Raw genomic sequence first — 17,578 nt, 5'->3', positions numbered from 1 at the left:
CCCCATGTCGCGAATCGGAAGACTCCCCATCGAGATCCCGGCGGGCGTCGACGTCTCCGTCGCCGGATCCCTCGTCACCGTCAAGGGCCCCAAGGGCGAGCTGACCGTCCCGGTCGCCAGCCCCATCCAGGTCGCCGTCGAAGGCGGCCAGGTCCTGGTCTCCCGCCCCGACGACGAGCGCGAGTCGCGCTCGCTGCACGGCCTCACCCGGACGCTCATCGCGAACGACATCATCGGTGTCACGCAGGGCTACTCCAAGGGCCTCGAGGTCGTCGGAACCGGTTACCGCGTGCTGGTGAAGGGCTCGGACATCGAGTTCGCCCTCGGCTTCTCGCACCCGGTCGTCGTCACCCCTCCCGCGGGCATCTCGTTCACGGTCGAGGGCAACAACAAGGTCACCGTGCACGGCATCTCCAAGCAGGCCGTCGGTGAAGTGGCCGCCAACATTCGTAAGATCCGCAAGCCTGAGCCCTACAAGGGCAAGGGCGTGCGCTACGCCGGCGAGGTCGTTCGCCGCAAGGCCGGAAAGAGCGGTAAGTGATCATGGGACTCGGAACCAGAGGAAAGAGCAAGTCCGCTGCGCGCGGTCGTCGCCACGACCGTCTGCGCAAGAAGGTCGTCGGCACCGCCGAGCGTCCCCGTCTCGTCGTCAACCGATCGGCCCGTCACGTCTTCGTGCAGATCGTCGACGACGCGCAGGGCCGCACCCTTGTGTCCGCGTCGACCCTCGAGGCCGACCTCCGCGTGTTCGACGGTGACAAGACCGCCAAGGCCCGCCGGGTCGGCGAGCTTCTCGCCGAGCGCGCGAAGACCGCAGGAGTCGAGGCGGTCGTCTTCGACCGCGGAGGCAACAAGTACGCCGGTCGCGTCGCCGCGATCGCCGATGGAGCACGAGAGGCAGGGCTCAACCTGTGACCGCCGCAGAGAGCAAGGAACCCGAGGTCGCCGCCGTGTCGGAGGCCCCCGTCGAGACCGCTGCGTCCACGCAGCCCCAGCAGGAGGCCCGCGAGCCCCGTCGTGGCGGCCGTGACCGCAACCAGGGTGGCCGCGACCGCGGTGGCCGCGACTCCGAGAAGAGCCAGTTCCTCGAGCGCGTCGTGACCATCAACCGCGTGTCGAAGGTCGTCAAGGGCGGTCGTCGCTTCAGCTTCACCGCGCTCGTCGTCGTCGGCGACGGCAACGGACTCGTCGGAGTCGGCTACGGCAAGGCCCGCGAGGTCCCCACCGCCATCTCCAAGGGCGTCGAGGAGGCGAAGAAGAACTTCTTCCGCGTCCCGCGCGTCGGCTCGACCATCCCGCACCCCGTCCAGGGTGAGGCCGCTGCCGGAGTCGTCCTCCTGCGTCCCGCGTCGTCGGGTACCGGTGTCATCGCCGGCGGTCCCGTCCGCGCCGTGCTCGAGTGCGCCGGCATCCACGACGTCCTGAGCAAGTCGCTCGGCTCGTCGAACACCATCAACATCGTCCACGCGACGGTGACGGCCCTGCAGCAGCTCGAGGAGCCGCGCGCCGTCGCCGCTCGTCGCGGGCTCGACTTCGACCAGGTCGCGCCGCCCCGGCTCGTCCGTGCCGAGGCCGACGCTCTCGCCGCCGCGTCCAAGTCGAAGGCAGGTGCCTGATGGCCCAGCTCAAGGTGACCCAGATCAAGTCGAAGGTCAGCGAGAAGCAGTACCAGCGCGACACGCTGCGCTCGCTCGGCCTCAGGAAGATCGGTCAGAGCGTCGTCCGCGAGGACAACTCTCAGAACCGCGGATACGTGAAGACCGTCGCCCACCTGGTGAAGGTCGAGGAGATTGACTAATGGCTGAGAAGAACCAGGCCGTCGCGGAGTCCACGACTCCCGAGCAGGCCTCGACCAAGGAGCGCGTGCTCAAGGTCCACCACCTCCGTCCCGCAGTCGGCGCCAAGAAGGCGAAGACTCGCGTCGGTCGCGGTGAGGGATCCAAGGGAAAGACCGCCGGTCGCGGCACCAAGGGCACCAAGGCCCGCTACCAGGTGCGCGTCGGCTTCGAGGGTGGGCAGATGCCGCTGCACATGCGCACCCCGAAGCTCCGCGGCTTCAAGAACCCGTTCCGCGTCGAGTACCAGGTCGTGAACCTGTCCGCTCTCGCGGAGCTCTACCCTCAGGGCGGCGACGTCACCATCAGCGACCTGGTCGCGAAGGGTGCCGTTCGCAAGAACGAGAAGGTGAAGGTTCTCGGCGACGGGGACATTGCGGTTACGCTGAACGTCGCGGTCGACAAGGTCTCCAGCTCTGCCGAGCAGAAGATCGTCGCCGCGGGCGGATCCATCAAGTAGCACCAGCAGCTTGTCGGTCGAGCTTGTCGCGTCGACTCCCCACGGGGAGCGCGCGGCAAGCTCGACCTGTATCCCGCACCCAGAACTGAGCAGGAGACCCTAGGTAGATGTTTGGCGCCGTAGCGCGGATCTTCCGCACCCCCGACCTCCGCCGCAAGATCGGCTTCACCCTCGCGATCGTGGCGATCTTCCGGCTGGGATCCTTCATCCCTGCTCCGTTCGTCGACTTCGAGGCCGTCCAGGCCTGCCTCGCCGGCAACCAGGGCACCTCCGGTCTGTACGAGCTCGTGAACCTCTTCAGCGGTGGAGCCCTGCTCCAGCTGTCGATCTTCGCGCTCGGCATCATGCCGTACATCACGGCGTCGATCATCGTGCAGCTGCTGCGCGTGGTCATCCCGCACTTCGAGACCCTCTACAAGGAGGGCCAGTCGGGCCAGGGCCGTCTGACGCAGTACACCCGCTATCTCACGATCGCGCTGGGCGTCCTGCAGTCGACCACCCTCATCACCGTCGCCCGCTCGGGCGCGCTGTTCGGCAACTCCGGTGTCCCGGAGTGCTCGGCGCTCATCATCACCGACGAGTGGTACTCCATCCTGCTCATGGTCATCACCATGACCGCGGGCACCGGCATCATCATGTGGATGGGCGAGCTCATCACCGAGCGCGGCATCGGCAACGGCATGTCGCTCCTGATCTTCACCTCGATCGCCGCCCAGTTCCCCACCTCGCTCTGGTCGATCGCGCAGTCGCGCGGCTTCGAGACCTTCCTCCTCGTCCTCGCGGTCGGGCTCGTGCTCGTCGTCGCGGTCGTCTTCGTCGAGCAGTCGCAGCGGCGGATCCCGGTGCAGTACGCCAAGCGGATGGTCGGGCGCAGAACGTACGGCGGCAACAACACCTACATCCCGATCAAGGTCAACATGGCCGGCGTCGTGCCCGTCATCTTCGCCTCGTCGCTGTTGTACCTGCCCGCGCTCATCGCGCAGTTCAACCAGCCCGCAGCCGGCCAGGAGGCGCCCTTCTGGGTGACCTGGATCACGAACTACCTCACCAAGGGCGATCACCCGCTCTACATGGCGCTGTACTTCCTGCTGATCGTCGGCTTCACCTACTTCTACGTGGCGATCACCTTCAACCCGGACGAGGTCGCCGACAACATGAAGCGCTACGGCGGCTTCATCCCCGGCATCCGCGCCGGTCGCCCGACCGCCGAGTACCTGAACTACGTCCTGACCCGCGTGACGCTGCCCGGCTCGGTCTACCTCGGTCTGATCGCGCTCGTGCCCCTCGTGGCGCTGGCGCTCGTCGGCGCGAACCAGAACTTCCCGTTCGGCGGCACGTCCATCCTGATCATCGTCGGAGTCGGACTCGAGACGGTGAAGCAGATCGACTCCCAGCTGCAGCAGCGCCACTACGAAGGGCTCCTCCGATGACCTCGACCCCGGTCGGCTTCCGTCTGCTGCTGATCGGCCCTCCGGGCGCCGGCAAGGGGACTCAGGCCGCTCGGCTCAGCGAGGTCCTGAAGGTCCCCGCGATCTCGACCGGAGACATCTTCCGCGCGAATGTCGCCAACGAGACCGAGCTCGGCCTCCAGGCCAAGTCCTACCTCGACGCCGGCCGTTACGTGCCCGACGAGCTGACCAACGCGATCGTGCACGACCGGCTGCAGGAGGCGGACGTCTCCACCGGCTTCCTCCTCGACGGCTACCCGCGCACCACGGAGCAGGTCGACGAGCTCGACCGCATCGTCGCGGCCGACGGCAACCGGCTCGACGCGGTCGTGCAGCTGACGGCCGACCCCGACGAGGTCGTCGCCCGCCTGCTCAAGCGCTCCGCGGAGCAGGGTCGCAGCGACGACACCGAGGAGGTCATCCGGCACCGGCTCGCTCTCTACGAGGAGCAGACCGCGCCGCTGATCGACATCTACGCCGCCCGCGGTCTCGTGATCGTGGTCGACGGACTCGGCCCGGTCGACGAGGTCACCGAGCGCATCGTCGTCGCGCTCGAGGGCCACCGCGTCGGTCGCCTCGTGGGCGATTCGCCGGCCGCCTGACCCGTGGCGCTGCGCTCCTCCCTCTACAAGACGCCGGCCCAGCTGCGATCAATGATCGCGCCGGGGCTGGCGACCGCCGCCTCCCTCGACGCCGTGCGCGCTGCCATCCGCCCCGGTATCAGCACGCTCGAGCTCGACGCGATCGCGGAGGCCGCGATCGTCGCGCTCGGCGGGCACTCGAACTTCCAGCTCGTGCCGGGCTACCGGCACACGATCTGCGCCTCGGTGAACGAGGAGGTCGTGCACGGCATCCCCGGCGGGCGCGTGCTCGAGCCCGGAGACATCGTCTCGATCGACAGCGGCGCCGAGATCGACGGCTGGAACGGCGACTCCGCGATGACGCTCGTGCTGCCCGACGACGAGCGACCCGACGAGGTCGTGCGCCGCGAGGCGCTGTCCCGCGTCACCGAGGGCTCGCTCTGGCGCGGCATCGCGGCTCTCGCGTCGGCCCGGCACCTCAACGAGGTGGGCGCGGCGATCGAGGAGTACATCGAGGACGAGGCCGAGGCGTCGGGCCGCGTCTACGGCATCCTCACCGACTACATCGGCCACGGCATCGGCCGCACGATGCACGAGGCGCCGCCGGTCTTCAACTACCGGGTGCGCCAGCGCGGCCCGGAGGTGAAGCCCGGCCTCGTCGTCGCCATCGAGCCCATGGTCACGGCCGGCAGCGCCGAGACCGTCGTGCGCGAGGACGACTGGACGGTCGCCACCGTCGACGGCAGCATGTCCGCGCACTGGGAGCACTCCGTCGCGGTGCACCGCGACGGCATCTGGGTGACGACGCTCGCCGACGGCGGGGCCGCGGGCCTGGCGCAGTACGGGATCGTGCCGACCCCGATCGCCTGAGACGCTCCGGTGTCCCGCCGCGCCTCGGCGAGGTCACACCGGGGGAGCGCCCGCCGCCGCGCGGACGGCGGCGACGCTCGTGGCGACGTCGGCGGCATCGGTCGACCAGTTGCTCACCGAGATCCGCAGCACGTCCCGCCCCCGCCAGTGGGAGCCCGACATCCAGACGGTCCCGTCCTCGATGAGCCGGCGGGTCACCTCCCGGGTCCGTTCGTCGGACTCGAAGGCCAGGCAGACCTGGGTGAAGACGACCTCGTTCAGCACGGTGACACCCGGGATCTCCGAGAGCCGATCCGCCAGATCCCGCGCTGTGGCGGCCAGTCCGTCGACCAGGGAGACGAGGCCGGTCCGGCCCAGCTGGCGCAGAGCCGCCCACACCGGGACGCCGCGTGCTCGGCGGGACATCTCCGGTGTCAGGTCCATGGGGTCGGGCTCGTCGCCGTCGGCGCGGATCAGGTAGGCCGTCCGGGTCCCCAGTGCCGCGCCGGCGGCCCCGCTCCGCGCCACGACGGCGACTCCGCAGTCGTACGGGACGTTGAGCGTCTTGTGCGCGTCCGTCGCCCAGGAGTCCGCCGTCTCGATCCCGCGCAGGAGCGGGCGGAGCGCGGGGCTGGCTCCCGCCCACAGACCGAAGGCGCCGTCGACGTGCACCCATGCGCCGTGCTCGTGCGCGACCGCGATCGCGTCGGCCATCGGATCGAAGGCGCCGGAGTGCAGGTTCCCCGCCTGGAGGCAGACGATCACGGGGCCGTCCGCGCGCTCCAGCGCGAGGTGGAGGGCGTCGACGAGGAGGCGGCCCTGGTCGTCGGTGTCGACGACAGCGGGTGCCCCGAGCCCCAGGTAGCGCAGGGCGAGATCGACGGAGGTGTGCCGCTCCGCTCCGGCGAGCACGGTGAGCCGCGGTGCTCCCTGCAGGCCGTGGGCGTTCACGTCCCAGCCGACCCGATCCAGTGCGAAGGCACGGGCGGCGGCCAGCCCGACGAAGTTCGCCGTCGTCGCCCCGGTGGTGAAGCCGACGTCCGCCTTCACCGGAAGCCCGAGCGCCGTGAGCAGCCACTCGCCGGCGACCTGCTCGACGGCGGCCGTCGCCGGTGAGGCGTAGCGCATGGCAGCGTTCTGATCCCAGGCGCTGACCAGCCAGTCCGCGCCGAGCGCGGCGGGCAGGGTGCCGCCGATCACCCAGCCGAAGAAGCGCCCGGAGGGCATCGCCATCAGTCCGGGCTCGGCGAGCGTCGCGAGCTCCTCCACCACGGCGGCGGGCTCGAGCGGGCTCTCCTGCCACGGCCCGCCGAACGTCTCCGCCATCTGGTCGACGGTCCTGGACGGCGGTATCGGCCGACCAGGAAGGGACTCGATCCAGCGCATCGCGGCGGCGGACGATCGGTCCAGCGCCGAACGGTAGAGCTCGGGATCGACAGACATGGGATGCTCCTTCGTCGCAGCGATCGGGGGCGCCCCCTGCCGAGTCTGACCGCCCACCTGGGCCAGGGACAGGGGCACGCGCAGATCGGGTTCCGTGGAGCGGCGGATCGGGCGCTGCACACCGTGCAGGGGCGCATCGAGACCCGGCGTTCTGGCGGTGGCGGATCTCGATACGCCCGCTGCGCGGGCTACTCGATCAACATGGGCGCGCGGGCTGATCAGCATGGGCGCGGGAGTGCGCTGCTCACGGGCGGCGCGGCCGCTCCATGCTGGTCGAGTAGCCCCGCAGGGGCGTATCGAGACCCGCCGTCGTCAGCAGGGCGGGACTGCAGACTCGACGTCTGACGGTGCGGGATCTCGATACGCCCGCTGCGCGGGCTACTCGATCAGCATGGGCGCGCGGGCTGGTCAGCATGGGCGCGGGAGTGCGCTGCTCACGGGCAGCGCGGCCGCTCCATGCTGGTCGAGTAGCCGCGGAGCGGCGTATCGAGACCCGCGTCAGCTGTCGATGACGCGGACGAGCTCCTCGATGAAGCCGCCGAAGTCCGTGGAGCGGCGGATCAGGCGCTGCACCTCGGCGCGGTCCGCGAAGACCTCGACGAACTGGTCAAAGACGGACTGGAAGCTGCTGCGCCCGGCCGAGGCGAAGGCGATCATCGCGATCACGTTCACGCGCTGCTCGCCCCAGGCCATCGGCACGTCGTTGACGACGATGGCGATCGCGGTCCGGCGCGCGCTCATCGCCATGGCGTGCGGGACGGCGAGGTTGTCGGTGAACGCGGTGGAGCTCATCCGCTCGCGCTCGATCGCCCCGTCGACGTAGTCGTCGTCGATGATGCCGCCGGCGATCATCCGCTCGCCGAGAAGCCGGATCATCGCCGGTTCGTCCCGGGCGTGCACGTTGCGGAAGAAGAGCGACTCGTCGAAGAACTGCAGCAGCTCGTCCTTGATCCGCGCGCGGCGGCGGTGCCGGCGCACGCGCGCGATCGCGCGGCGAACGGCGTCCACGTCGTGGTCGGTGAGGAACGGCTGCACCACGACGACGTCCTCGGACGCGGGCCGCTCGTCGATCGTCGTGATCACCAGGTCCGCAGTGAGGCGGTCCCAGTCGACGTCGCTCCGCGTGATCAGCGAGCGGACCTCCACCTCGGTGCCGAGCGAGCGCTCGACCCGGAGCCGCAGCATGTGCGCGAGGTCGTAGTAGTTCGGGCAGACGATGACGCAGGAGAGCCGCTCCTCGCGCCGGGACACCCGCTCGAGGAACGAGCCGACGTGCAGGGCGATGTACGCGATCTCGTCCTCGTTGACCGTGATGCCGCGGAGCCGCTGCAGCCCGCTCGCGAGGAACACCGCGATCTCGTAGGTCATCGGGAAGCTGGTCTTGATCGAGCGCGTGAGCGGGTTCCGCGAGTAGCCGCCCTCCGCCGCCCGCGCGACGAGGTTCCGCACGTGCAGCGCGAGGCGGACGATGAAGCCCTCGTCGTCCAGATCGACCAGGTAGGCGTCGTTCACGTCGGCGACGAGCTCGCGGACCACCGCGACGTCCTCGGGGTCGAGGTAGTTCTCGACGACGGTCGCGACCGGCTCGTTCTGCCCCGGCGTCGCCACCCGCGTGGTCATCAGGATCGCCAGCTGAGCCAGCTCCGCGTCGGTGAGGCGCGTGGCGAAGTGGCGCTCGACGAGCTCGGCGAGCAGCGCGGCGAGCTCGCCGTGGACGGCGGGGGAGGGGCGCGAGCCGGACGGGTCGCCGATGCCCCGCGAGACGCGGTCTACGGCGATCGCGATGTGCAGCAGCACGCTGTTCACGCCGTAGTCGTTGATGTAGTAGCCGCGGGTCTCGAGCTCGGCGAGCAGCTCGGTCTTGAACGCGCCGAGGCCGGGGGAGGCGAACTCGCGCTGCACGTCGTCGAGCGTGAAGACGCCCTGCGCGCTCTCGTCGCGGAACATCCGCGAGATCAGCCGGCGCCGCGCCTCCTCGCTGCCCTCGAGCCGCACCGCCGGGCCGCGGCGCACGAGCGCCAGGCCGGCCTCGTCCGCCAGCGCCTTCACCCGGCGCAGATCGGCGTCGATCGTCGACTCGCTGACGGAGAGCGTCTCGGCGAGCGCGGCGACGTCGAGCCCGTCGTCGGAGTCGACGAGGCGCCGGACGATGCTGTACAGCCGGTCGCGCGGGGTGTCCGGCTCGACGTCGCGGAGCAGCCGGGTCTCGAGGAACGCCGTGTACGCGTCGCGGGCGAGCCGGTAGCCGTTGGCCGACGACTCCACGGGCTCGAGCGGAGCCGCCTGGGCCTTCACCGCCGTCACGTAGCTGCGGACGCTCCGGGTGGTGACCCCGAGCCGGTCGGCCAGCTCGTGCGCGGTCACCCAGCCGTCTGCGCGGGAGAGGTACTCCAGCAGTCGTTCGCGGTTGTCAGGCATCGGTCTTCCAGTCAACCATCTCCGGGTCGGCGGGGTCGGACCCGCGCCGAAGCCGCCGGGAGCGCTCTTCCGCCCCCGCGGAAGATTGTCTGCGGGGGGCGGACGCACAGCCGCCGAGATGCTTGGATGAGGCAAGACCCGGACGCGAGGAGGCGAACGAGGTGCGCACGATCCTGATCGTCTGCGGTGCAGGCGCGTCGAGCACGTTCCTGGCCCACCGGCTGCGAGCGGGCGCGAAGCAGCGCGGCATCGATGCCGTGTTCCGATCCGAGACCCTTCCCGGTCTCGCGGACGCTCTGCCCCAGGCGGACGTCCTCCTGGTCGGGCCGCACCTCGAGCCGCAGTTCGACGAGCTCCGCCAGCGCGCGGTGCACGTCGGCGCCGCGGCAGCCCTCCTCCCGCACGACGTCTTCGGGGCGCACGGTGCCGATGCCGTGCTCGACACCCTGCCCGTCCTCTTCGCCGCTCGCGCGGTCGTCGCAGGATCGGACGGGGACGCCCCACCTCCCGCCCCGGGCCTCGCGCCCGGCGCCGGGAACCACTGACGCAGTTCCGACTGCAGGATCAAGGAGAAACGTTCATGGTCGAGCGCACCGTGCAGGTTGCATCGTCGAAGGGCCTCCACGCCCGCCCCGCCTCGCTCTTCAGCCAGGCCGCGGCGAAGTCGGGTCAGAAGGTCCTCGTGAAGAAGGGCGAGGGCACCGCAGTGAACGCGGCCTCGATCCTCGGGATCATTTCGCTCGGCATCGAGCACGGCGACTCGCTGACCCTCTCGGTCGAGGGCGACAACGAGCAGGCGATCCTCGACGAGCTCGCGGAGTTCCTCAGCACCGACCACGACGCCTAAGACCCCTCGCCCCCACCGCCCTCTCACCGCCGAGACGCACACAGGAACCGAGATCTCATGACGCTGTCCACTCCTTCGACCGCCTACGCCTCCGCGAAGCTCCAGGGCACCGGTGTCGGCCGCGGCCTGGCCCTCGGGCCGGTCCTGCGCATGCCCGATCCGCTCCCCGAGCCCGAGGACACCGCCAGCACCCGCTCCGTCGCCCAGGAGGAGGAGCGCGCCGTCGCCTCGCTGTCGGCGACCGCCGCGACCATCCGCCACCGCGGTGAGCGCGCCGGCGGCTCGGCGAAGGACGTGCTCGACGCGCAGGCGCTGATGGCGGAGGACCCCTCGCTCGCGGACGACGTGAAGGCGCGGCTCGCGACCGGCAAGACCGCTGAGCGCGCGGTGCACGAGGCGTTCGCCGGCTTCCGCGACCTGCTGGTCGCGATGGGCGGCTACATGGCCGAGCGGGCGACCGACCTGGACGACGTCTCGCAGCGGGTCGTGGCGCACCTGCGCGGCGTCCCGGCGCCCGGCGTCCCGGAGTCGGACGAGCCCTTCGTGCTCGTCGCCCGCGACCTCGCCCCGGCCGACACCGCGCTGCTCGACCTCGAGAAGGTCCTCGGCCTGATCACGAGCGACGGCGGCCCGACCTCGCACACGGCGATCCTCGCCCGCGAGAAGTCGATCACCGCCATCGTCGGCACCACCGGCGCGCTCGACCTGCGCGACGGCCAGCTCGTCATCCTCGACGCCTCCTCCGGCGTCGTGACGGTGAACCCGTCCGACGTCGAGATCGGCGACGCGAAGTCCTCGATCGCGGAGCGCGCCGAGATGCTCGCCGCCCCCGTCGTTCCCGGCGCCCTCGCCGACGGTCACGCCGTGCCGCTGCTGGCGAACCTCGGCTCCGCCGACGGCGCCGCGAACGCCGTCGAGCTCGGCGCGGAGGGCGTGGGCCTGTTCCGCACCGAGTTCCTCTTCCTCGACGCGAAGGAGGCGCCCTCGGTCGCCGAGCAGGCCGAGCAGTACACCCGTCTCCTCGCCGCCTTCCCCGGCCGCAAGGTCGTGGTGCGGGCGCTCGACGCCGGCGCCGACAAGCCGCTCGCCTTCCTGAACGACAACCACGAGGAGAACCCGGCGCTCGGCCTCCGCGGTCTCCGCGCCCTGCGCGCGAGCGAGCAGATCCTCCGCGACCAGCTCACCGCGCTCGCCCAGGCCGACTCCGCGACCGATGCCGACCTCTGGGTCATGGCGCCGATGGTCGCGACGGTCGACGAGACCCGCTACTTCACCTCCATGGCCAAGGAGCTCGGGATCCGCACCGCCGGCGTGATGGTGGAGGTCCCCTCCTCCGCCCTGCTCGCCGACCGGATCCTCGGAGTCGCCGACTTCGCCTCCATCGGCACCAACGACCTGACCCAGTACACCCTCGCCGCCGACCGGATGCTCGGCACCGTGTCGGCGTTCCAGGACCCGTGGCACCCCGCCGTCCTCCGCCTCGTCGGCGAGGTAGGCCGCGCGGGCGCCGCACTGGGCAAGCCCGTCGGCATCTGCGGCGAGGCCGCCGCGGATCCGCTGCTCGCCGTGGTCCTCGTGGGCCTCGGCGCGACGACCCTCTCGATGTCGCCGTCGGCTCTGGCCGACGTCCGCGCCGAGCTGGCCGAGCACACCCTCGAGGACGCGAAGCGCTACGCCGAGCTCGCCCTCGCGGCCGACAGCGCGGCGGACGCCCGGTCCGCCGTCACCGAGGCGATCGCCGCCTCCTGATCCCGGGGATCGCGCGGCCCGCATGCGCACGATCCTCCGCAGCACCACCCCGCACCACCCCTGCACCACCCCGTCTCGTCCCGCCCCGCGGGAGCCCGGCCCGCCTCAGGAGCGACCGGATCTCCCACCCTCAGAATCGGAGAACACACCACATGACAACGACGTCAGCGACGTCGACGCGCGGAGGTACGCGCGTCCACGTCCAGCGATTCGGCACCTTCCTCTCGGGGATGGTCATGCCGAACATCGCGGCCTTCATCGCGTGGGGTCTCATCACCTCGCTCTTCATCGCCGCGGGCTGGCTGCCCAACGGCATCCTCGGCGGCTTCGGCGACGCGGCCCAGATCGGCTGGGAGGGTGCCCGCACCCAGCTCGCCGCCGGTGAGGACGGCGCGACCTTCCAGCAGTACGTCGGTCTCGTCGCCCCGATGATCACCTACCTGCTGCCGCTGCTCATCGCGAACACCGGTGGCCGCATGGTCTACGGCCAGCGCGGTGGCGTGGTCGCCTCGATCGCCACCATGGGCGTCATCGTCGGCGCCACCATCCCGATGTTCCTCGGCGCCATGATCATCGGCCCGCTGGCCGCGTGGCTGATGAAGAAGGTCGACTCGATCTGGGACGGCAAGATCAAGCCCGGCTTCGAGATGCTGGTCAACAACTTCTCCGCCGGAATCCTCGGCATGCTGCTCTCGCTCGGCGCGTTCTTCGGAATCGCCCCGATCATCTCGTTCCTCACCAAGATCCTCGGCGACGGCGTCGACCTCCTGGTGAACGCGGGCCTGCTGCCGCTGACCTCGATCTTCATCGAGCCGGCGAAGATCCTGTTCCTCAACAACGCCATCAACCAGGGCGTCCTCACCCCGCTCGGCACCGTCATGGCGCAGGAGCAGGGCAAGTCGTACCTGTTCCTGCTCGAGGCCAACCCCGGCCCCGGCATGGGCGTGCTGCTCGCCTTCGCGATCTTCGGTGTGGGCATCGCCCGCGGCTCCGCTCCCGGCGCCGCGCTGATCCACTTCGTCGGCGGCATCCACGAGATCTACTTCCCCTACGTGCTGATGAAGCCCGCGCTCGTCGCGGCCGTCATCCTCGGCGGCATGACCGGCGTCGCGACCAACGTCGCGTTCGACTCCGGTCTCGTCGCCCCGGCGTCCCCGGGATCGATCATCGCGGTGCTCCTGCAGACCTCGCGCGACAGCTACCTCGGCGTGATCCTCTCGGTCCTGCTCTCGATGGCCGTGTCGTTCGTCGTCGCGTCGTTCATCATCCGCGGCAGCCGCAAGCGCGACCTCGACGCCATGGAGGCCGGTGACGACAAGCTCGCCGCCGCCGTCGCCGCCAACTCGTCGAACAAGGGCAAGGAGAGCGCCGTCGGCTCGCTCCTCAACGCGAGCGGCGCGTCGAACCAGGACGGCGCCTCGGCGACCGCCACCGCCACGCAGGTGCGCAACATCGTCTTCGCCTGCGACGCCGGAATGGGATCGTCCGCCATGGGCGCCTCCGTCCTGCGCAACAAGATGAAGAAGGCGGGCTTCGAGGACGTCACGGTCACCAACAAGGCGATCGCGGCCCTCGAGGACGACGTCGACCTGGTCATCACCCAGGCCGAGCTGACCGAGCGGGCGCGCCAGCGCACGCCGGGCGCGATCCACGTCTCCGTCGACAACTTCATGAACAGCCCCAAGTACGACGAGGTCGTCTCGCTCGTCGCGGAGCAGCACGGCAAGTAGTCGGGAACACCCCTGAGGGAACCCGTAGGGTGCGACGTGGCGGAGACGCTCCGCTCGCCCCTGCGGGTTCCCTCATTCGTTCACCACCCACGGAAAGGACGCACGCCATGAGCGATGTGCTCACCATCGGACAGATCAACGCCTCCGGCACCGCCACGTCGAAGGAGACCGCCATCAAGGAGGCCGCCGACATGCTGGTCGGCGTCGGCGCCGTCACGCCCGCCTACCACGAGGCGATGCTCGCCCGCGAGGCGACCGTCTCCACCTACATGGGCAACCTGCTCGCCATCCCGCACGGCACGAACGACGCGAAGGACGAGATCCGATCGTCGGCGCTGTCCTTCGTCCGCTACGCGCAGCCGATCGACTGGGACGGCAACGAGGTCCGCTTCGTCGTCGGCATCGCCGGAGTGAACAACGAGCACCTCGAGATCCTCTCCAAGATCGCGATCATCTTCTCCGAGGAGGACGAGGTGCAGAAGCTCCTCGACGCCCCCGACGCGCAGGCGCTCTACGCGCTGCTGGGCGAGGTCAACTCCTGATGCCCACCGCCGTCCACTTCGGCGCCGGCAACATCGGCCGCGGCTTCGTCGGGCTGATCCTGCACGGTGCCGGCTACGAGCTCGTCTTCGCCGACGTCAACGCGGCGCTGATCGACCAGCTCGCCGCCGCCGACAGCTACGAGGTGCACGAGGTGGGGGAGTCGTCCGCCACCCACGTCGTCGACGGCTTCCGCGCGATCAACTCGGCGAGCGACGAGGAGGCCCTCGTCCGCGAGATCGCCGCCGCCGACGTCGTCACCACCGCGGTGGGCCCGAACATCCTGCGCTTCGTCGCCCCGGTCATCGCGAAGGGCCTCGCGGCCCGAGCGGAGTCGGCGCCCCGCCTGGCCGTGATGGCCTGCGAGAACGCGATCAACGCGACCCGGCTGCTGCAGACCGAGGTCGCCGCGAGCCTCGGCGCGGACGAGTGGGAGCGCCTGCGCACCCGCGCGGTCTTCGCCGACACGGCGGTCGACCGGATCGTGCCGAACCAGGACGCCGGCCAGGGCCTCGACGTCACGGTCGAGAGCTTCTTCGAGTGGGTCGTCGACCGCACGCCGTTCGAGGGCTCCGAGCCCGAGATCCCCGGTGCGACCTGGGTCGACGACCTCGAGCCGTTCATCGAGCGCAAGCTCTTCACGGTGAACACCGGTCACGCGACGGCGGCGTACGTCGGCTTCGCGGCCGGCGCGCACAAGCTGTCGGACGCGCTCGCGCTGCCCGAGGTGCACGACGCGGTGAAGGCCGCGCTCGAGGACACCAAGACGCTCATCGTCGAGAAGCACGGCTTCAGCGACGAGGAGCAGGAGGCCTACCTCCAGAAGACGCTGAAGCGCTTCGGCAACCCGTTCCTGACCGACACGGTCGATCGGGTCGGGCGCCAGCCGCTGCGCAAGCTCTCGCGCCACGAGCGCTTCATCGGCCCGGCGGCGGAGCTCGCCGAGCTCGGCCACGTGCCGAGCGGTCTGCTCACGGCGATCGGAGCGGCCCTCCGCTTCGACGTGCCGGAGGACCCGCAGAGCGTCGAGCTGAAGGAGAAGCTGGCGGCGCTGTCGCCGGAGGAGTTCGTCACCGAGGTGACCGGACTCGGCTCGGACCACCCGCTGTACGCGCAGGTGGTCGGGGTCGTCCGCGGCTGACCCTCGCGAGTCTCCGTCCGAAGGGGCGGGATCGGGTGCTCCGGCATCCGGCCCCGCCCCTCCGCCGTTCCCGGTGCGGATCGGGCCGGAGCGGGTCGGGCTAGAACAGGCGCCAGCGGGTCAGCGGCCAGGCCACGGCGAAGACGCGCCCGACCACCCGCTCGATCGGCACCGTCTTCACGCAGGAGTCGATCGGGCCCGGCGCGCCGCGGCAGTCGCCGAGCGAGTCGTTGGAGTTCGAGCGGTGGTCGCCGAGGACGAAGAGCGTGTCCTCCGGCACCGTGTACTCCTGGAAGCAGCGGGTCGAGGCGGGCTGCGAGTCGCAGTCCTGCGTGCCGGGGGTGAACGGGAAGTCCTCGAAGACGTAGTCGCCCTCGAGCGGCTGCCCGTCGACGAGCACGTGCCCCTCGGCGTCGCAGCAGGAGACCGTCTGGCCGCCGGTGGCGATCACGCGCTTCACGAGGAACTCCTCGTGCGACGGGCCGATGCTCGTGACGTCGCCGAAGTACTTCACCGCCTCGGAGAGCGGGTTCCCCACCGCGTCGGTCGCGCCCCAGCGGGCGTCTCGGGAGAAGACGACGATCTGCTCCGACTCGGGCTCGCCCGACAGTGCCGCGGTGCGGTCGACCAGGATGCGGTCGCCGAAGAAGCCGCCGCCCTGCAGGGTGTTCTCCATCGAGCCGGTCGGCACGGTGTACACCTTCACGAAGAAGGTCTGCACGAGGGCGATGACGACGATCGCGACGAGCACGGTCACCAGCGGATGCGAGTACCAGCTCCGCCGGCCCCTCGCCGTGGTGCCGTCCGTCGTCTTCTCCGTGCGCGCCATCCGCGGTCCCTTCGACGTGGGAGAGCCTAGGCGGAGGCCGTCGTGCCCGCCGCCCGCGGCGCGCAGCGCCCCGGCCGGTGGCGACACGCCCGGGCTGGCGGAGAGGCGGGGATTCGCGTAGTATCGACCCTTGGTGTTTGCGCGTGCTCCGGCACGCCCGCGCACCGCCTTCCGGGCTCCGCCCGGGGGAGGATCGTCGCGGAAGCATTCGCACGACCAGTACACACACTACTTCCGAACGACAGTGAGGCTATGGCCAAAAAAGACGGTGTCATCGAAATCGAAGGTGCGGTTGTCGAGGCGCTCCCCAACGCGATGTTCCGCGTGGAGCTCACCAACGGACACAAGGTTCTCGCCCACATCTCGGGCAAGATGCGTCAGCACTACATCCGCATCCTCCCCGAGGACCGCGTGATCGTGGAGCTCAGCCCCTACGACCTGACCCGCGGCCGGATCGTCTACCGCTACAAGTAGACGTTCGCTCCGCTCAGTTCGCGACGTGCGTGTCCTGTAAGGAACGGCCCCGGCATCCGCCGGGAGCACGACGCCAGCGAAAACAAGGAACAGAACAATGAAGGTCAACCCCAGCGTCAAGCGCATCTGCGACCACTGCAAGATCATCCGCCGCCACGGCAACGTGATGGTCATCTGCAGCAGCAACCCCCGCCACAAGCAGCGCCAGGGCTAGTCCTCCGGGACTCCCGGCGCTCCTGCGAGGAGCGCGGGCGGGAAACCGCCCAGCAGCACGGCAACACACCACCCCGCAACGTCAGAAATCGCGCAGCGCCCCGGGTCTCCCGGGGTGAACGGCGAGGACACCTTCGGTCGGAGGCCGAGGCACCGACGTTGCTTCACACCTCCACTCACTCACAGGAGAAGCCACCATGGCACGTCTGGCAGGAGTAGACATCCCGCGCGAGAAGCGCGTGGAGGTCGCACTGACCTACATCTACGGAGTCGGCCGCACCAGCGCGCTGAAGACGCTGAGCGACACGGGGATCGACGGCAACATCCGCGTCAAGGACCTCACCGACGACCAGCTCGTCGCGCTCCGCGACTACATCGAGGGCAACTACAAGGTGGAGGGAGACCTCCGCCGCGAGGTCGCCGCCGACATCCGCCGCAAGGTCGAGATCGGGTCCTACGAGGGCATCCGCCACCGTCGCGGCCTCCCGGTCCGTGGACAGCGCACCAAGACGAACGCTCGCACCCGCAAGGGCCCGAAGCGCACCGTCGCCGGCAAGAAGAAGGCCGGCCGCAAGTAACGCGGGCGACACGGACCTAGAGGAGATAACAAGTGGCTACCCCCAAGTCGGCCGCGCGCAAGCCGCGCCGCAAGGAGAAGAAGAACATCGCTGTGGGCCAGGCCCACATCAAGTCGACGTTCAACAACACCATCGTGTCGATCACCGACCCCGCCGGGGCCGTCATCAGCTGGGCCTCGTCCGGTGGAGTCGGCTTCAAGGGCTCGCGCAAGTCGACGCCGTTCGCCGCCCAGCTCGCTGCCGAGTCGGCCGCGCGTCAGGCGCAGGAGCACGGCATGAAGAAGGTCGACGTCTTCGTGAAGGGCCCGGGCTCGGGTCGCGAGACCGCGATCCGCTCGCTCCAGGCCGCAGGCCTCGAGGTCGGCTCGATCAACGACGTCACCCCGCAGGCGCACAACGGCTGCCGCCCGCCGAAGCGCCGTCGCGTCTAACGCAGCACTCGC

At 70.2% G+C, this 17,578-nt stretch carries 21 protein-coding genes; 18 read left to right on the top strand and 3 right to left on the bottom strand.

Annotated elements, in window-relative coordinates; genetic code table 11:
* Window positions 1-4: 4 nt before the first annotated feature.
* The 8 genes from rplF (at window position 5) to map (ending at window position 5,194) form a co-directional block, all read left to right on the top strand.
* A complete protein-coding gene (gene rplF, locus HQQ86_RS04885; protein ID WP_123445052.1) occupies window positions 5-541 on the top strand; it encodes a 50S ribosomal protein L6 in 537 nt (178 codons plus the stop codon).
* 2 nt (window positions 542-543) lie between these two features.
* On the top strand, window positions 544-915 hold the full coding sequence (gene rplR, locus HQQ86_RS04880; protein ID WP_173286898.1) for a 50S ribosomal protein L18: 372 nt from the start codon (window positions 544-546) through the stop codon (window positions 913-915).
* A gap of 35 nt (window positions 916-950) precedes the next feature.
* A complete protein-coding gene (rpsE, locus tag HQQ86_RS04875; RefSeq protein WP_173287519.1) occupies window positions 951-1,616 on the top strand; it encodes a 30S ribosomal protein S5 in 666 nt (221 codons plus the stop codon).
* On the top strand, window positions 1,616-1,798 hold the full coding sequence (gene rpmD / locus HQQ86_RS04870) for a 50S ribosomal protein L30 (RefSeq protein WP_173232138.1): 183 nt from the start codon (window positions 1,616-1,618) through the stop codon (window positions 1,796-1,798). Before rpsE ends, rpmD begins: the two co-directional genes overlap by 1 nt.
* A complete protein-coding gene (gene rplO / locus HQQ86_RS04865; protein ID WP_173286896.1) occupies window positions 1,798-2,295 on the top strand; it encodes a 50S ribosomal protein L15 in 498 nt (165 codons plus the stop codon). Before rpmD ends, rplO begins: the two co-directional genes overlap by 1 nt.
* A gap of 107 nt (window positions 2,296-2,402) precedes the next feature.
* Window positions 2,403-3,725 (top strand): preprotein translocase subunit SecY, encoded by a 1,323-nt coding sequence (gene secY, locus HQQ86_RS04860; RefSeq protein ID WP_123445056.1) that lies wholly within the window; start codon window positions 2,403-2,405, stop codon window positions 3,723-3,725.
* Window positions 3,722-4,345, top strand: a complete 624-nt coding sequence (locus HQQ86_RS04855; protein WP_123445057.1) for an adenylate kinase — start codon at window positions 3,722-3,724, stop codon at window positions 4,343-4,345. The genes secY and HQQ86_RS04855 overlap by 4 nt, the downstream gene beginning before the upstream one ends.
* 3 nt (window positions 4,346-4,348) lie before the next feature.
* Complete coding sequence (map, locus tag HQQ86_RS04850; RefSeq protein WP_173286894.1) at window positions 4,349-5,194, top strand: type I methionyl aminopeptidase; 846 nt, start codon at window positions 4,349-4,351, stop codon at window positions 5,192-5,194.
* 33 nt (window positions 5,195-5,227) lie between these two features.
* On the opposite strand, the gene HQQ86_RS04845 is transcribed toward map, so the two are convergent.
* Window positions 5,228-6,616 carry a pyridoxal-dependent decarboxylase gene (locus HQQ86_RS04845; RefSeq protein ID WP_173286892.1) on the bottom strand — a complete coding sequence of 463 codons (1,389 nt, stop codon included), beginning with the start codon at window positions 6,614-6,616 and terminating at the stop codon, window positions 5,228-5,230.
* Window positions 6,617-7,114: 498 nt separating this feature from the next.
* The gene (locus tag HQQ86_RS04840) at window positions 7,115-9,034 is read right to left on the bottom strand and encodes a BglG family transcription antiterminator (protein ID WP_173286890.1); all 1,920 of its coding nucleotides are present in this window, start codon (window positions 9,032-9,034) and stop codon (window positions 7,115-7,117) included.
* A 161-nt stretch (window positions 9,035-9,195) separates the two neighbouring features.
* Between HQQ86_RS04840 and HQQ86_RS04835 the strand changes: the two genes are divergently transcribed.
* The 6 genes from HQQ86_RS04835 to HQQ86_RS04810 all read left to right on the top strand — a co-directional run bounded on the left by HQQ86_RS04835 (window position 9,196) and on the right by HQQ86_RS04810 (window position 15,041).
* Window positions 9,196-9,579 carry a PTS sugar transporter subunit IIB gene (locus HQQ86_RS04835; RefSeq protein ID WP_159423403.1) on the top strand — a complete coding sequence of 128 codons (384 nt, stop codon included), beginning with the start codon at window positions 9,196-9,198 and terminating at the stop codon, window positions 9,577-9,579.
* A 35-nt stretch (window positions 9,580-9,614) separates the two neighbouring features.
* Window positions 9,615-9,881 carry an HPr family phosphocarrier protein gene (locus HQQ86_RS04830; protein ID WP_123702116.1) on the top strand — a complete coding sequence of 89 codons (267 nt, stop codon included), beginning with the start codon at window positions 9,615-9,617 and terminating at the stop codon, window positions 9,879-9,881.
* Between the two features lie 57 nt (window positions 9,882-9,938).
* A complete protein-coding gene (gene ptsP / locus HQQ86_RS04825) occupies window positions 9,939-11,630 on the top strand; it encodes a phosphoenolpyruvate--protein phosphotransferase (RefSeq protein ID WP_173286888.1) in 1,692 nt (563 codons plus the stop codon).
* A 152-nt stretch (window positions 11,631-11,782) separates the two neighbouring features.
* Window positions 11,783-13,360: a PTS mannitol transporter subunit IICB gene (locus HQQ86_RS04820; protein WP_173286886.1), complete on the top strand. Its 1,578-nt coding sequence runs from the start codon at window positions 11,783-11,785 to the stop codon at window positions 13,358-13,360.
* Window positions 13,361-13,467: 107 nt separating this feature from the next.
* Window positions 13,468-13,902: a PTS sugar transporter subunit IIA gene (locus tag HQQ86_RS04815; protein WP_160087637.1), complete on the top strand. Its 435-nt coding sequence runs from the start codon at window positions 13,468-13,470 to the stop codon at window positions 13,900-13,902.
* The gene (locus HQQ86_RS04810) at window positions 13,902-15,041 is read left to right on the top strand and encodes a mannitol-1-phosphate 5-dehydrogenase (protein WP_173286884.1); all 1,140 of its coding nucleotides are present in this window, start codon (window positions 13,902-13,904) and stop codon (window positions 15,039-15,041) included. Before HQQ86_RS04815 ends, HQQ86_RS04810 begins: the two co-directional genes overlap by 1 nt.
* Window positions 15,042-15,141: 100 nt before the next feature.
* Here HQQ86_RS04810 and lepB read toward each other — a convergent pair whose 3' ends face one another.
* Window positions 15,142-15,870 carry a signal peptidase I gene (gene lepB / locus HQQ86_RS04805; protein WP_173286882.1) on the bottom strand — a complete coding sequence of 243 codons (729 nt, stop codon included), beginning with the start codon at window positions 15,868-15,870 and terminating at the stop codon, window positions 15,142-15,144.
* Window positions 15,871-16,122: 252 nt separating this feature from the next.
* On the opposite strand from lepB, the gene infA reads away from it, so the two are divergent.
* The 4 genes from infA to rpsK all read left to right on the top strand — a co-directional run bounded on the left by infA (window position 16,123) and on the right by rpsK (window position 17,566).
* Window positions 16,123-16,344, top strand: coding sequence for a translation initiation factor IF-1 (infA, locus tag HQQ86_RS04800; protein WP_022883252.1), 222 nt, complete (start codon window positions 16,123-16,125; stop codon window positions 16,342-16,344).
* A gap of 97 nt (window positions 16,345-16,441) precedes the next feature.
* The gene (rpmJ, locus tag HQQ86_RS04795; RefSeq protein ID WP_055787164.1) at window positions 16,442-16,558 is read left to right on the top strand and encodes a 50S ribosomal protein L36; all 117 of its coding nucleotides are present in this window, start codon (window positions 16,442-16,444) and stop codon (window positions 16,556-16,558) included.
* A 196-nt stretch (window positions 16,559-16,754) separates the two neighbouring features.
* Window positions 16,755-17,135: a 30S ribosomal protein S13 gene (gene rpsM / locus HQQ86_RS04790; protein ID WP_056037260.1), complete on the top strand. Its 381-nt coding sequence runs from the start codon at window positions 16,755-16,757 to the stop codon at window positions 17,133-17,135.
* Between the two features lie 32 nt (window positions 17,136-17,167).
* A complete protein-coding gene (gene rpsK, locus HQQ86_RS04785) occupies window positions 17,168-17,566 on the top strand; it encodes a 30S ribosomal protein S11 (protein ID WP_056037257.1) in 399 nt (132 codons plus the stop codon).
* Window positions 17,567-17,578 lie beyond the last annotated feature (12 nt).

Source organism: Rathayibacter sp. VKM Ac-2857, assembly GCF_013205025.1.
In the GTDB taxonomy this organism is placed as follows: Bacteria; Actinomycetota; Actinomycetes; order Actinomycetales; family Microbacteriaceae; genus Rathayibacter.
The sequence above is the reverse complement of the archived record's forward strand: the minus strand, read 5'-3'. Positions and strand labels throughout refer to the sequence as shown.

Bases quoted from the DNA above. Each gene is read 5' to 3' on its own strand.
- rplF (WP_123445052.1), top strand. From the start codon at position 5: ATGTCGCGAATCGGAAGACTCCCCATCGAGATCCCGGCGGGCGTCGAC.
- rplR (WP_173286898.1), top strand. From the start codon at position 544: ATGGGACTCGGAACCAGAGGAAAGAGCAAGTCCGCTGCGCGCGGTCGT.
- rpmD (WP_173232138.1), top strand. From the start codon at position 1,616: ATGGCCCAGCTCAAGGTGACCCAGATCAAGTCGAAGGTCAGCGAGAAG.
- rplO (WP_173286896.1), top strand. From the start codon at position 1,798: ATGGCTGAGAAGAACCAGGCCGTCGCGGAGTCCACGACTCCCGAGCAG.
- secY (WP_123445056.1), top strand. From the start codon at position 2,403: ATGTTTGGCGCCGTAGCGCGGATCTTCCGCACCCCCGACCTCCGCCGC.
- HQQ86_RS04855 (WP_123445057.1), top strand. From the start codon at position 3,722: ATGACCTCGACCCCGGTCGGCTTCCGTCTGCTGCTGATCGGCCCTCCG.
- HQQ86_RS04845 (WP_173286892.1), bottom strand. From the start codon at position 6,616: ATGTCTGTCGATCCCGAGCTCTACCGTTCGGCGCTGGACCGATCGTCC.
- HQQ86_RS04840 (WP_173286890.1), bottom strand. From the start codon at position 9,034: ATGCCTGACAACCGCGAACGACTGCTGGAGTACCTCTCCCGCGCAGAC.
- HQQ86_RS04830 (WP_123702116.1), top strand. From the start codon at position 9,615: ATGGTCGAGCGCACCGTGCAGGTTGCATCGTCGAAGGGCCTCCACGCC.
- ptsP (WP_173286888.1), top strand. From the start codon at position 9,939: ATGACGCTGTCCACTCCTTCGACCGCCTACGCCTCCGCGAAGCTCCAG.
- HQQ86_RS04820 (WP_173286886.1), top strand. From the start codon at position 11,783: ATGACAACGACGTCAGCGACGTCGACGCGCGGAGGTACGCGCGTCCAC.
- HQQ86_RS04815 (WP_160087637.1), top strand. From the start codon at position 13,468: ATGAGCGATGTGCTCACCATCGGACAGATCAACGCCTCCGGCACCGCC.
- HQQ86_RS04810 (WP_173286884.1), top strand. From the start codon at position 13,902: ATGCCCACCGCCGTCCACTTCGGCGCCGGCAACATCGGCCGCGGCTTC.
- lepB (WP_173286882.1), bottom strand. From the start codon at position 15,870: ATGGCGCGCACGGAGAAGACGACGGACGGCACCACGGCGAGGGGCCGG.
- infA (WP_022883252.1), top strand. From the start codon at position 16,123: ATGGCCAAAAAAGACGGTGTCATCGAAATCGAAGGTGCGGTTGTCGAG.
- rpmJ (WP_055787164.1), top strand. From the start codon at position 16,442: ATGAAGGTCAACCCCAGCGTCAAGCGCATCTGCGACCACTGCAAGATC.
- rpsM (WP_056037260.1), top strand. From the start codon at position 16,755: ATGGCACGTCTGGCAGGAGTAGACATCCCGCGCGAGAAGCGCGTGGAG.